Source organism: Photobacterium phosphoreum (assembly GCF_002954725.1).
Classification (GTDB): domain Bacteria; phylum Pseudomonadota; class Gammaproteobacteria; order Enterobacterales; family Vibrionaceae; genus Photobacterium; species Photobacterium phosphoreum.
The window spans coordinates 1,001,983-1,015,924 of record NZ_MSCQ01000001.1 but is presented as its reverse complement, the minus strand read 5'-3'; the positions used below and the strand labels follow the sequence as shown (position 1 = coordinate 1,015,924).

Below are 13,942 nucleotides of genomic sequence, written 5' to 3'. Positions count from 1 at the left end.
ATTTGAAGGCTAAAGATAAACGCCCTATCACCTTAGTGGGCATTCACTGTAGGAAATAACGATAGCTTGCTCAGATAATAGCGTTAATTATTATCTATTTTCTTAAACCGAAACTTATGAGTATCCTATGTTTTTTACTATGCTACAGGGCCTTTATTGAATTGCTTAAGGTCATCATTAATATCAAACCAAGGTGCTTTTGAAGCCACAAAAATATGAAAGTTAGGCTTATGCGTTGGTGCGTTATCTAGAATGCCTAAGCGGATATTATGTTTACCCCCAGTAATTTTTCTAGAAAATAAGCTCGAACCACAACACTTACAAAATGCTAGTTCTGTTTCTTCACTTTTTGAGTAAATGGAAACAAACTCCTCACCTTTTGTAAAAGCAAATTTTGGCGATGAAACCCCACCAACAGATGAATAATCTGAACCCGTAAATTTACGGCATTCAGAACAATGACAATTCCCCATATAATCAAAATCATCTGGGACTTCAATTCCAACCTTTCCACATAAGCATGAGCCAGTTAACATTTCCATTTTTTCTCCTAAGCGCATAATGAACATTAAGTAGAAAGCAACACCGCCACCTAACAATAGTGATACAAGACACCATATCTATTTCTTTAAAGTTTCAACGCGCTAATAATCGATTTCCTATCACCCTCGCGAGTATTCACAGTAGAGATGACGATAAGCAGCTTTAATATTACAACAAATAATAATATTGATTATTTCTACTTGAAGCGGCATCGATAGTTATGGGTGTCCTATAGTTCTCATCTATTTCTCAACTAGTTTGACCATTCAAGGCCAGTTTAATACGTTGATGGGTACGGTAGTTTGGAATCGAAATAAATTGATTCTGAATCGGTTGAGATTGAGGGTTATCGTAACCATAAATATCATGGCGCATCTCTAACTGACCACTAGGTGTTACCCAAGCCGTTAAGTAAGCCACATCAAGGTTTACATGCGTATTTAAACCAATCTCACGGTGGTTGTTGGTATTAATCATATCGTCAACCGATGGCAAATTCGGCATATTTTGATAGGACAAAATCAATGTTGCCATCTGACGTGGGTTTTGAACACGCATACAACCAGAACTAAAATCTCGATGATAATGTTTAAACAATGGATACTCTGATTGTGATTCATCGTGCATATAGACAGAGAACGAATCAGGCATCAAGAATGCCACACGACCTAAAGCGTTTTCAGGGCCTGTATCTTGACGAAATTGATGAGTAAATGTCTTTGGGTTCACCGTTGCCCAATCAATTGATTCTGGTGGCACGACAGAGCGATCAGTCCAGCTATTAATAACATCAATACGACTATTCTTTAAAAAATTAGGATTGGCTTTAGCCGCTGGAATAATATTCTGAACTTTAATCGTTTCAGGCACATACCAATAAGGGTTTATCACAACCGTATTAATGTATGACTGGAACAAGTTGGTTGGGCGTTTGGGCATACCATCGATAATTTTCGATTCAAATACTGGCTGTTTATTATCGTATAATGTCATTTTGAAATCAGGAATGTTCACAATGATTTGTGGGCCATTGCCTTTTAATGTCGCAAAGCGCTCACGTTGTAAGTTTAATGCCGTAATACGCGCCAAGCTAGAATAAGGGCGTATTAATTGGCTCACAACGTCAGGCCCCATAATACCGTCCATCTTCAAACCATAATTCCCTTCAAAGGTTTTAATCGCTTGGTTCATCACACCGGTATTTGTAATCGTCGCTTGAGCAATAATTTGTTGATACTGAGGCTGAGTTAAATAGCCCAAATTCCAAAGCACTGTCGCCACTTTATCACCATAAGGGATGCTATCACCGAGCAGAACAACCTTATCAAAGTGAACGTTATCCGAATCAAGTGGGTTAGCTGGCAAGCTTAATAGGTGGTTAATCACCCCCATTGTTGGAACAAACTGCGAAGAAGGAATAAGAGAATTGATCTTTTGAGCCGTTAATGGGAAATAATTCTGCGCCATTTTCAATGTCAAAGGCGTCAATGTTACTGGATGTGAATTGTATAATGGTCGAGGATCTTGCATTAATTGATGCACATAATCTACGTAGACCAAATATGTATCGGTTAATAACAGATCAAATCCACGCTGATTCGGCAATGCCTCTAACGTCTTTAACTCTTTTAAACGCTGCGTCATACCTGGCAGTGTATTGGAATCTGCCAACGCTTGTAATTGCGGCATGATCGCATTAACAAGCACTGGATTAAACCAATATGGCATGAAGTTATTTTCAGCATACAGCGTATTTAAAATGCCACCATTGCACACTTTTACCGTTGAGTTCGAACACAAAGACGCTGTGCTATTAACCGTAACACCATCGAGAACATGCCAATCTAGTGCATTGTTTGCCACATTATCGGCAGCCAAAGCTGATCCACAGGTTAATAATGCCGAAACGGTCATTACCGAACGAATCAATGTGGTTATTTTTTTTCGATTAAATTTCATTCAACGGTCCTTAACTAAAAAAGTAACAATATGCTTTTTTAGAATTAAAAGCATTCACCATTAAAAGTGACAAAGATTTCAAGAATGGTGAGTTGGCGTAATTTATATTAAAAATAGATAGATGAAGGATATCGGTTGCAGAATATTACGAGAAAAAGGTTATAACGCTGGTTATTATTCACATTTCGAAAGTAGCAACGAGCTATCCGTGATCTATTTAGCACGTATTTGAGCCGATAAGATGCCAGTGAAATAGCCATTCTACGACACGCTGATAGTAGATACCCTATTGCTCTCACGAGTATTTATTGTAGGGCATGACGGAATTGGATGGGTAATTCGAAGGAAAGTTATGGGTGTCCAATGCTTTTTTTGTGGAAAATGACGGGCAACAGATGAGACTGGTTATTATCCGTCATCTCGGAAGTAAGGAACGAACTATCCGTGATCTACTCACCACGTGATTGAGCATTAAAGATGCCAATGAAATCGTTACTATGCAACGTATTGAAACTCAATGCCCTATCGCTCTCTCGAGTATTTATTGTAGTACATGACAGGATTGGATGGATAATTCTAGGAAAGTTATGGTTTTTCACACTTCAGATAGGTGTCAGCTGTGCGACACACATCCTTATCAGTTCGTTGTTGCTTTTTGAGGCTTACAGAAATTTCTCAATTAGGACTTCATCAACATACACACCGCCTACCTTGGCATGCTTCTTAGCCGTCCCTACAACTTCAAAACCTTGCTTCAAATAAGCCGTCAAAGCTCGTTCATTGTCGCTACGAACGTAAGCAAATAATTTTTCATACCCTTTTTGCTTTGCCACTTCAAAGGTAGACTCAAATAGCTTTTTGGACACGCCTTGTCCTTGACTAGCACCACCAACAAATGTCCCTATAATCCCCACATGGTCAAACGCTTTAGTGTATGACGCAAATGGTTCCACATTCTGAAAACCGATAACCTCAGCGTTTTCAGTATTCACTGCAACTGTAAACACACCTTGTTCCGGAAATTGTGCGATAAACTCTTTTTCTTCGTCTACCGAAAAAGTGGTATCTAATACAGTGTATAAACCTTCAATAATGATTGGGTTAAGTACATCAGCGACACCTTGGGCATCATCTGCAATTACTTGTCTTACCACTAAACTCATTCAACTACACTCCTGTTTTATCAAGGCTCGATTTGTACAGGAGTTGAATATTTTCAGCAACAACTAACAACTTATCGGTTATATTTCCATATCTGAAATTGCTAATTGAACAGCTTGTGCCGCATGAATTTCAGTAGTGTCGTACAATGGTACTTCTGTATGTACTTGTTGAATAAGTAAAGCGATTTCAGTACATCCCAAAATTACAGCTTCAGCACCCTGTTCATGCAACCTTTTAACGATCTTTAAATATTCCTCTTTTGAATCAGAGTTAATAACACCTCGGCACAATTCATCGTAAATAATGTTATGTACAACAACTCGGTCATTCTCTGCTGGTACAATAACTTCAATGCCAAATTTATCAACCAAACGACTTTTATAAAAATCCTGCTCCATAGTAAAACGAGTACCAAGCAGGCCAACTTTTTTAATCCCATCGATAACCAATTTATTAGCAGTTGCATCAGCAATATGAAGAATTGGAATTGATACGTTACTTTCAATTTCGGAAGCAACTTTATGCATTGTGTTAGTACAAATAATTAGGAAATCAGCACCACCAGCTTCAACCGATTTTGCAGCCTCAGCAAGAATTAAAGCCGTTTCATCCCACTTACCTTGATGCTGTAACTTTTCTATTTCATCAAAATTTACGCTATATAGACATATTTTCGCAGAATGCAAGCCACCAAGTTCAGACTTAACTCCTTCATTTATTGCCTTATAATAACTCGCAGTAGATTCCCAACTCATACCACCTAACATTCCAATTGTTTTCATTTTTACTCCATTCTTTAAAAAGCAATATAACGCCAGCCTAAGTGTCTGCCCATGCACGAAGATAAATACAGGACACCCATATAGATCTCTGAACTATTTCAACACAGGTAAATAGATGCCCTATCGCTCTCGCGGACATTCACTGTGAGGTGTGATGATAGCCAGTTGAGATAGTAGCATTAATTATCTTCTATTTTCTGAAACGGAAAGTTATGGGCGTCCAATGTTTTTAATTTGGTTTGAAACCGAAGCGATACATCGCTTTGCTGAACCACTTAGGCCGGAAAGCTGAAAGAAACCATGGATCACTCCCAAATAACGCTCGCAGTATGCTTCAACACCTTGTGAGAGTAATAACTTATAGAGTTGCTCACCCTCATCACGTAACGGGTCAAACTCAGCTGTGATTATACTCGTAGCAGGTAATCCACTAAGATCACAACTTAAAAGGTTAAATTCTGGTTCTGCAATTACTTTAGAGTCATTATTTGCGTATAAATCAAATCCAGAAAGAAGCATATTGGCAGTAATAATATAATCCGATCCATTTTCTTTATAACTCTGTGAGCTACCTATTGGATCCAACATTGGATAGATAAGAATTTGTTTTCGTGGTAACCACTGCTGCAACTTTTTAAGCCTAAGCGTCGTAGCCAATGCTAATTGCCCACCAGCACTATCACCCACAAAGACCAAATGCTCTGAATCACCACCAAACTTGTATCCATGATCCTTAATACCAAGTACAGCTTGGTATACGTCATCGTGTGCTGCAGGATAAACATGTTCCGGAGCAAGTCGGTATTTAATGCAAATAACTATCGAGTTGGACAGCAGTGCGATTTGCCTTAACTGAACATCATGCGTCTCAAAACCACCACTGATAAAACAACCTCCGTGAAAATAAACCGTAATAGGTAAGTTAGCCTCATTTGTTGGCTTATACACTTTAATCTGAATGCCATTGACTACATCTAAAAATTCATTTCCTATTTTAGGACTCTCGCCAGCTAAGGCTGTACTACCAATATAACCCGCGCGACGATCTGCAATTGGTAGCTTTGAAGGGCAAGGTTTACCATTAGATTGGAATTCTTCAACTAGCTCTCTGATACCAGCTTCTAGGTGATTGATCATTTTTAACTCTATAACTAAAAAAACAAAGGATAATATATCAATATAGAGTCATGTATATACATACAGTTTAAATGTGTGATGCAAATTAGACATAACGATTTCAACACAGGCAAATAGATGCCCTATCGCTCTCGCAGATAATCATTGTGATGGGAATAACGATTGTCAGTTCAGATAATAGCGTTAATTATCATTTAGTTCCTGAAACGGAAAGTTATGGGTGTCCTATGTTTTTTCTACAAGATTATTGGCAGACAGCAAAAAAGAAAGCCGCTTTAGAATATGGCATCAATACTGATTTCACATTCCATAATTTAAAAGCTAAAGGTATTTCAGATTATGAAGGAACCATGGCAGACAAACAACGTTTCTCTGGCCATAAAGAATTTGCTCAAGTTAATACCTATGATCGTAAAGTGGATATGGTGCCACCACTTAATCTAAAAAGTATTAATCAACCAAAGAGTGATCAATAGAAAAAAGCCCTCCAATTGAAGTGAGGGCTTTTTACGTTAAGGTTATAGCGTTATTGAACATAAATGAGTTCATCATGGTTCTCGAAATGTAATTTAAATCGTCCATGTAAACTATAATGTTTATGCGGTACAGCACTTCAATAATATATTCACTCTAATACGATCAAATTTTAGAAGTTCTTGAACTTATCTAATTTATCGGCATGTTTGATTTGTTCTTCTCCTTGCCACCTCAAACTCCAACGCCACTCTGCAGTCCTCGAAGTACAATCATTACAGTTATCACAGTGTCTTTGCTTGAATCCGCGCATAAACTCAGGCCCATCGGAGTTATCAAATGCCTCAATAAGTAAACGACCTCCTACTGCATATCCATGTTTTAAACAAATCATTAAAGGTGTACACAACGAATGCATACGTAACTGTTCAGCAATCATTCCTCGAGGGCGATAATCTACAAACATATGCTCACAATGACTTATAACATTTGTAGGATCATAGTTCTTCAATCCAATAGATACGAATTGACCTTCTCTAGACTTTTTATCATCAGGATCCATTCCAAGCTTCTTAGCCATATCAGCAAAAAATGCCTTTTGCTCTTCAACGCTTGCGTCTCTAAACAGGAATTGCTTTGGTTTATTAGCAATCTGTTCATCTATAACATTTAACATTTCTTCAGCTTTAGCACAGTGTTCAATCACTAGCTCTCGAATATCGAATGTCACAATCGACTTAAGATTTGATTGCAAGTTAATCATCAAATACAGTTGGTTTATTTTCCATAAGTCACTAACTTTAGAAGTATAAAAAAACACAGTAATCAGCATGTTATTAAGCCAATCATCTAAGAAAGCAATACCTCCATCTGTACCTCTAGCTTTGTGAACAGTTTTGAATTCACCAATAGACATCATTAGATCGACCATTAAATTAGCTAGAATACTAAATTGCCCTTTAATAATCAGCCTGTTACACAAATTTATTATTTTGACTAAATGACGATAGGTTTCAACGTAATACTTATTAATTTCTTGATTTATAAGTAAGTATTCAATGCTATCTTTTTGGAAATGTGGATGTGTTACATGAGTTGCATGAAGCTGCTCAGTCATGATACTGAACAACGCTGTTCTTGCTTTAACGATAGCAGTTAAACGGTAAGGAGACTCTTTTTGTTCTCTTGCAAGCTCGATAAGCAAACTACACAAAGATATCTGTTGCGTAATTTGCTCTTGTTTCACGTTCGTAAATGGAGCCACCTTAAAAGAATAATCAAAATACAATGTGGCGATGAACCTATCTTTCGGAGGCACAATTGGCGAACGAATGATGGTATCGGCTTGTTGATATACTTCTGAGAAATTTCCATTCGCAAGAAGGCATTCAAATTTAATGTGATAAGCTGTAAATAATGCATCTCCGACTTGATTTATACGCTGATCCAGAGCCTTCGGCTTAAGTGTCCTACAATTAAGGACTGCTGTTCTTAAGCCTCTAAGTGACAAATGTTCCCAGCACGATTGAACAGCAGATAAAACTTTATTAAATGAATCAGTATTACCACGCTCCAATTTGTTCTCTATCGGAAGATGAATTGTTAGACTTGCAGTACTAGAACTATTTAGTTTTTGCTGAATCTCAGCATTATCAGTTACAGATACCCAGTAAATACATTCTGTGGTTACATCAACCACTACAAAAATAACTGGAGTATTAAATTGGAGATAATATTTAACTCGAGTACGAGGTACTGAAAATGACAGCTTCTGTCCGTCATCAATATAGATACACCTTTTTTGTCCTTTAAGCTGGATTTTGAATACACTTCCTTGCCCGCGAGCTATACCCTCAGCATTCTTTAATTCAATCTCGAGATCAATTCCATGATCATTCTGATCTTCTTGACTACGAATTATCCAATTTAATGGTGCGTAGAAATTAAAAATACGTCCAGCAGCATCACCTATCTCACCTGGATTCATGTTCTCTGTACTCACATTAACTCCATATCATTCTCGAATAGATATTTTACACAAATCTGATTTACAGCAACAATACAAACAATAGTATAAAGAGAACGAAGGGAACTAAAAGCAAAAAACTAAAACCACAGATCTTGTCACTTGCTTAGCCACCATGATGTGTATAGTAAAATTAGTCTAATACTCGACAATTTTTCCCGAACCGTAACTCATTTTTTGGAAAAAAACGTATTAGATTCATATTTCAAACCAAGTCTATTAACCTGTACTACACGCTTATATTTCGAATAAAACATAAGTCTCTATTTTAAATAATACTGCGATAATAATAACCACTCAATAGAATTAATGATTTCTTGAATGTGTTACGAAATATATCTAAAAACCATAATACCTAATATTAACCAGAATTAAATCCTACCGATTAAATAAACAATTTCGGCTATTACAGTCAGAATAAATCACTAAACCCCACCCTATTAAATTCATTTATTTTAAATAATTATGCATGTGCATTTTCTAAAAAAACTCAAAATAATCATTTATATTAGCAATTCATATTAGCAAAACGTTAGCAATTGGGATTTAGCAGAAAAATAACAAGAAATGTGAATAACGCAGAAAGGAGAAAAGGAGGTAAAACTGAGTTTACCCCCATAGTTATAACTTATTGTATCTTATGATTTTTAGCCAAGAAAGCATCAAGTTTATTAGCAAAATTTTGGCGGTCAGCTTGTGTTAATGCAGACGGTCCACCTGTCTGAATTCCACTACTCCGCATGGTTTCCATAAAGTCACGCATTTGTAGGCGTTGTTTGATGGTGTCTTTAGTGTAAAGCTCGCCGCGTGGGTTTAATGCGTGTGCACCTTTGGTAATTAACTCATCAGCCAATGGAATATCAGCGGTGATCACCAAATCCCCTACTTCGCATTCTTGAACAATATAGTTGTCAGCGACATCAAAGCCTTGCTCTACTTGAATCGAGCGTAAAAATGGTGATGGTGGCGTGCGGATATATTGATTCGCCACCAGCGTTACGTGAACTTTAGCGCGATCAGCAGCACGAAATAAAATCTCTTTTACAACGTTTGGACATGCATCTGCATCAACCCAAATTTTCATACATTTCCCTTAAATATTTATACTACGCAAATTAACACGTTAAATTTATGTATAAAAAAGCCGCCCTGTATAAAGGCGGCTTTTATTTAATTGTTTGGCTTAGGCCGCTTCATTAATAATGAAACTTAACCTACAAGACCTTTCTTAGCAATGTACTCATCGTACGTGCCGTGGAAGTCTTCTACGCCATTCTTAGTGATTTCAATAATACGTGTTGCAACTGATGTTACAAACTGACGGTCGTGTGATACGAACATCAATGTACCTTTGAAATGCTCAAGCGCAAGGTTCAAGGCTTCGATAGATTCCATATCCATGTGGTTGGTTGGTTCATCCATCAATAGAATGTTTGGACGTTGCATAATTAGCTTACCAAACAACATACGACCTTGCTCACCACCAGAAATCACTTTAACTGATTTCTTAATGTCGTTTTGTGAGAACAGCATACGACCAAGAATACCACGAACAACTTGCTCGTCGTCGCCTTCTTTCTTCCACTGACCCATCCACTCTAGTAGTGTGATGTCTTCAGCGAAATCTTCACTGTGATCCTGTGCGTAGAAGCCGATATTGTTGTTTTCAGACCACTTAACCATACCCGCCATTGGTTCCATTTGACCCGCTAGCGTATTAAGGAAAGTTGATTTACCAATACCGTTTTCACCGATGATCGCAATGCGCTCGCCCACTTCTACCAATAGGTTTACACCATTGATAAGAATGTTATCGCCGTAACCTTGCTTTAGGTTTTCAACTTCAAGTGCGTTACGGAACAGTTCTTTTTCCTGATCGAAACGAATGAATGGCGATTGGCGGCTAGACGCTTTCACAGCTGTGATTTGAATCTTGTCTAGTTGCTTTTGACGAGATGTTGCTTGTTTTGCTTTTGATGCGTTGGCAGAGAAGCGGCTTACGAACGTTTGTAGTTCAGCAATTTGTGCTTTCTTCTTCGCATTATCAGCTTGTAGTTGATCACGAGATTGCTCTGCTGCGATCATGTATTCGTCGTAGTTACCAGGGAACAGACGCATTTCACCGTAATCTAAGTCAGCCATATGTGTACATACGCTGTTTAGGAAGTGACGGTCGTGCGAAATGATGATCATTGTGCAGTTACGCGCAAGAAGCAGTTGTTCAAGCCATGCAATTGTATGGATGTCCAAGTTGTTCGTTGGTTCGTCAAGTAGCATAATGTCTGGGTTAGCAAACAATACTTGAGCCAATAACACACGAACTTTAAGACCTGGAGCAACAGCACTCATAAGACCAAAGTGTTGATCTTCTGAAATACCAAGACCAAGAAGAAGTTCACCTGCACGCGCTTCTGATGAGTAGCCGTCCATTTCTGCGAATTCAACTTCAAGATCAGCAACACGCATGCCGTCGTCTTCTGTCATATCAGGCAGTGAGTAAATGCGGTCACGCTCTTCTTTCACAGTCCATAATTCTTTATGACCCATGATTACAGTGTCAATAACACTGTAGTTTTCAAATGCAAATTGATCCTGACCTAACTTAGCCATGCGCTCGTTAGGATCAAGTGAAACAGTGCCACCAGACTGCTCTAGTTCGCCACCCAAGATTTTCATGAATGTCGATTTACCACAACCATTTGCGCCGATCAGGCCGTAACGGTTGCCACCACCAAATTTAACTGAGATGTTTTCAAATAATGGCTTATCGCCAAATTGCATTGTGATATTAGCTGTTGAAATCAATGTACTGTTTCCAAAATTTGTGAATATATCAAGCATTAAAAAAGCCGCTTCTTACAAGCGACTTCTCTCTAAATTGTTGGTTAGTATAGCAGCTTTCGTGACACACATCACCTCAAAATTATCAGCTAAATTATACTACACCGAGTTCGTTAGTGATTATTTTATAACATTGGCAGATTCTAATAATCAATAAGACCACACAAAGCTCAGCTACATATAAGAATAATGCAAAGTGATATTATTTTAATACTAGATGATAAAAGCTGTCCAAATAGTATATTGAATTAAGTTTATAATTATCAAACTGATACTATTTATGCACATACATACTTTGGGTAACGTCCTACCAGACAATCAACATCAGGTAAAGACTTGGCTGCAACATCTCAAACAACATGCAGATAGCAACCCGATGCCATTAGTACCGCCTATCGAAGCATTAAGTGAATTGGTAAAACAAGATAAAGAGTTACTGTTACTTACTGAGCAGATGTTTAATACGTCCCAGCAAACACAATCACCACTGCTTAGCTCGTTGGTCCTTCAATCTTTTGATGAGTTTCTGGTGTTACTCAATGCGGTTATGACACAAGCGCCAGTCTATATTTGGTCTAATGACATGGTAACCGATGCACTTAATCCTGCTGGTTTTGTTGGTCTACCTATCAATACCTTGCTTGCTGCATCTATAACACCGTCAGCCAGCCACAGCTTTTTTTCTAATCTACTGGTTACTCAACAATTTAAGAAGATATTAAACTATTGGTCGGTGTATTTAGCCAGTAAAGCATCACGTGATGTGCTGGTGAAAGACGACCTTAATCAAACGCCTCAAGTATTGGCGTGGCTTAATCCAATAGTGCAGAAACAAATAATCGGTATTGCTTGTGAAGCGAGCTTTGATCCCGCCTTAAGAGATTATCCGTTTGAACATTTTTTTGAATGCGATCCAAATGATGACTACTATGGTTTTCGTTCTTGGGATGACTTTTTTACTCGAAAGTTTACGCCAAGTATTCGCCCAATTGCGACTGGTGACGATGTTATTATCAATCCTTGTGAGTCAGCACCATTAAAAGTGGTCGAGAATGTAGAACTGGATGCAAAATTTTGGCTCAAAGGGCATCCTTATTCGCTGCAAAATATGATGAATTTTAATCCGCTTGCTGAACAGTTTATAGGCGGAACGGTATACCAAGCTTATTTAAATGCATTAAGCTATCACCGTTGGCATAGCCCGGTTTCTGGTACGATTAAAAAAGTATCTATTGTAAACGGCAGTTATGATTATACGCCAAACACTTCGTTACCATTACTCACCGCCATCGCCACCCGTGCGATTATTTTTATCGAATCAGATAACCCTTATATTGGATTAATGTGCTTTATTGCAGTGGGGATTGCAGAAGTGTCATCGTGTGAAGTTACGATTGCTCAAGGACAACATGTAGATAAAGGCGATCAACTCGGTATGTTTCACTGTGGTGGCTCAACACATTGTCTTATTTTTAGGCCGCAAGTTACTCTTAGTTTTGATTTTCATCGTACTGAACCGGGGCTTGATGCGACCAATATCCCCGTTTGCTCTTGTATTGCTGTGGTTAATTAATTATTACTACTTTTATGCTAAGTTGGATATAAAAAAACACCTTAATACATCGCTAACAACGACATATTTAAGGTGCTTTTTTACTTTTCTATTACTGCATTAATGAATCATCAATACGCTTAACGACGACGATGACGACCACTATTTGAACGTTCTTTATGCGCTGATGCCGCTTTTGCTTGTGATAGCAAGATAGACTCAACGGTTAGTTCCATTGGGCTTTTCGGGCTAATACCATGAGCGAAAGTACGCATGCGTGGTGGCATTTCAAATTCAGCTTCAGATGCGCGTGGCATACGCTTAAAACGAGACAGATAAAATGTCTCTACTTTTTCACGTGCCCACTCTGTTTTTTTCAGATATTTAACACTACTTGCAATCGAAGGCTTAGTGTTAAAGCAATTCATACGCATTGCAGTATCAAGAATTTCCCAGCCATAATGATCAACTAACTCTGTTAGCATTTTCTCTAAGCTAAGACCATGTAATGGGTTATTTTGTAATAATTGCTGCTCTAGCGTCAATTCTTTTGGCTCTTTTGGGGTTTGTGGTTGTTGCTCTAACTCTGACATCATTATTCCTAGCAGGTATTGGCTGAGTGCTAGAGTTATTATACTGGTAATCACTGACGACGCATCAATAAAAAAGCCATGATTTTTCTTATTGCAGATTAATTGTCATTCAGATTGATGATTTAACTTGCTTACGATACCCTTACTGCATAAATAATACCAAACAGTCGTTATGTATATTACCGCATAGGAGTCGACAATGAGCATGGAAATTTGGTTTACCTTTTTATGTGCGAGCATATTACTATCGATCATCCCCGGCGCTGGGGCTATTTCAACCATGTCAAACACCATTAAGCATGGCTTTAAAACCACATTAGTCGGTAACCTTGGTCTACAAACGGGCAATCTGATTAATATCATCATTGTTGGTGCAGGGCTCGGGGCTTTGTTGGCAGAATCTGAAACGGCTTTTAGCGTTATCAAATGGGGCGGTGTGCTTTATTTAATTTACCTCGGTTATCAAAAATTCCAAGAAGCTGGCACTATTCATTTAGATCAAATCAATACTGTAACCACCTCTTATTCTCGACTGTTTACTAAAGCGGTTATTGTTAATATTACTAACCCTAAAAGCATTATGTTCTTGGTCGCCCTACTGCCACAGTTTTTAACCCCAACAGGTTCCCATTGGTATCAATTAACCTTGTTAGGTTCAACCATGATCGTGGTCGATTTAGTGGTAATGGTAGGTTATTCGCTATTAGCAACACGGTTAATGCGAGTCGTAAAAGATGCTCGGCGTATGAAGTTACAAAATCAAATTTTTGGGTCGTTATTTATTGGGGCTGGCACGCTATTGAGTTTTAGTCGTCATCATTAATGACTGCAGATGCTTTGCTTTTCTAAATAGATATAAAAAAGCGAGCAT

At 38.1% G+C, this 13,942-nt stretch carries 12 protein-coding genes; 3 read left to right on the top strand and 9 right to left on the bottom strand.

All coding sequences use genetic code 11. The annotated features are described in order from the left end of the window. Nucleotides 1-137: 137 nt before the first annotated feature. The 5 genes from BTO21_RS04500 to BTO21_RS04480 form a co-directional block, all read right to left on the bottom strand. On the bottom strand, nucleotides 138-542 hold the full coding sequence (locus BTO21_RS04500; protein WP_045028661.1) for a GFA family protein: 405 nt from the start codon (nucleotides 540-542) through the stop codon (nucleotides 138-140). Nucleotides 543-792: 250 nt separating this feature from the next. Further along, nucleotides 793-2,502 carry a L,D-transpeptidase family protein gene (locus BTO21_RS04495; RefSeq protein WP_045028662.1) on the bottom strand — a complete coding sequence of 570 codons (1,710 nt, stop codon included), beginning with the start codon at nucleotides 2,500-2,502 and terminating at the stop codon, nucleotides 793-795. Nucleotides 2,503-3,164: 662 nt separating this feature from the next. Continuing rightward, the gene (locus BTO21_RS04490; protein ID WP_045028663.1) at nucleotides 3,165-3,665 is read right to left on the bottom strand and encodes a GNAT family N-acetyltransferase; all 501 of its coding nucleotides are present in this window, start codon (nucleotides 3,663-3,665) and stop codon (nucleotides 3,165-3,167) included. 78 nt (nucleotides 3,666-3,743) lie between these two features. Beyond that, a complete protein-coding gene (locus tag BTO21_RS04485; RefSeq protein WP_045028664.1) occupies nucleotides 3,744-4,448 on the bottom strand; it encodes an aspartate/glutamate racemase family protein in 705 nt (234 codons plus the stop codon). A 210-nt stretch (nucleotides 4,449-4,658) separates the two neighbouring features. Next, nucleotides 4,659-5,585 (bottom strand): alpha/beta hydrolase, encoded by a 927-nt coding sequence (locus tag BTO21_RS04480; protein WP_045028665.1) that lies wholly within the window; start codon nucleotides 5,583-5,585, stop codon nucleotides 4,659-4,661. A 227-nt stretch (nucleotides 5,586-5,812) separates the two neighbouring features. Here BTO21_RS04480 and BTO21_RS04475 point away from each other — a divergent pair, with 227 nt between their 5' ends. Then, nucleotides 5,813-6,061, top strand: a complete 249-nt coding sequence (locus BTO21_RS04475; protein WP_082056828.1) for a site-specific integrase — start codon at nucleotides 5,813-5,815, stop codon at nucleotides 6,059-6,061. Between the two features lie 170 nt (nucleotides 6,062-6,231). Here BTO21_RS04475 and BTO21_RS04470 read toward each other — a convergent pair whose 3' ends face one another. From BTO21_RS04470 to BTO21_RS04460, 3 genes are all read right to left on the bottom strand, one after another. Then, nucleotides 6,232-8,061 carry a DUF4365 domain-containing protein gene (locus BTO21_RS04470; RefSeq protein WP_239997960.1) on the bottom strand — a complete coding sequence of 610 codons (1,830 nt, stop codon included), beginning with the start codon at nucleotides 8,059-8,061 and terminating at the stop codon, nucleotides 6,232-6,234. A gap of 652 nt (nucleotides 8,062-8,713) precedes the next feature. Further along, nucleotides 8,714-9,169, bottom strand: coding sequence for a YaiI/YqxD family protein (locus BTO21_RS04465; RefSeq protein WP_045028668.1), 456 nt, complete (start codon nucleotides 9,167-9,169; stop codon nucleotides 8,714-8,716). A 125-nt stretch (nucleotides 9,170-9,294) separates the two neighbouring features. Further along, the gene (locus BTO21_RS04460; RefSeq protein WP_065193713.1) at nucleotides 9,295-10,890 is read right to left on the bottom strand and encodes an ABC-F family ATPase; all 1,596 of its coding nucleotides are present in this window, start codon (nucleotides 10,888-10,890) and stop codon (nucleotides 9,295-9,297) included. A gap of 316 nt (nucleotides 10,891-11,206) precedes the next feature. On the opposite strand from BTO21_RS04460, the gene BTO21_RS04455 reads away from it, so the two are divergent. Further along, nucleotides 11,207-12,499, top strand: a complete 1,293-nt coding sequence (locus BTO21_RS04455; RefSeq protein ID WP_045028670.1) for a phosphatidylserine decarboxylase family protein — start codon at nucleotides 11,207-11,209, stop codon at nucleotides 12,497-12,499. 119 nt (nucleotides 12,500-12,618) lie between these two features. Here the strand turns inward: BTO21_RS04455 and BTO21_RS04450 are convergent, their stop codons facing one another. After that, the gene (locus tag BTO21_RS04450; protein WP_082056826.1) at nucleotides 12,619-13,071 is read right to left on the bottom strand and encodes a VF530 family protein; all 453 of its coding nucleotides are present in this window, start codon (nucleotides 13,069-13,071) and stop codon (nucleotides 12,619-12,621) included. A 199-nt stretch (nucleotides 13,072-13,270) separates the two neighbouring features. On the opposite strand from BTO21_RS04450, the gene rhtB reads away from it, so the two are divergent. Beyond that, nucleotides 13,271-13,894, top strand: a complete 624-nt coding sequence (gene rhtB, locus BTO21_RS04445; RefSeq protein WP_045028671.1) for a homoserine/homoserine lactone efflux protein — start codon at nucleotides 13,271-13,273, stop codon at nucleotides 13,892-13,894. The last annotated feature ends 48 nt before the right edge of the window (nucleotides 13,895-13,942 follow it).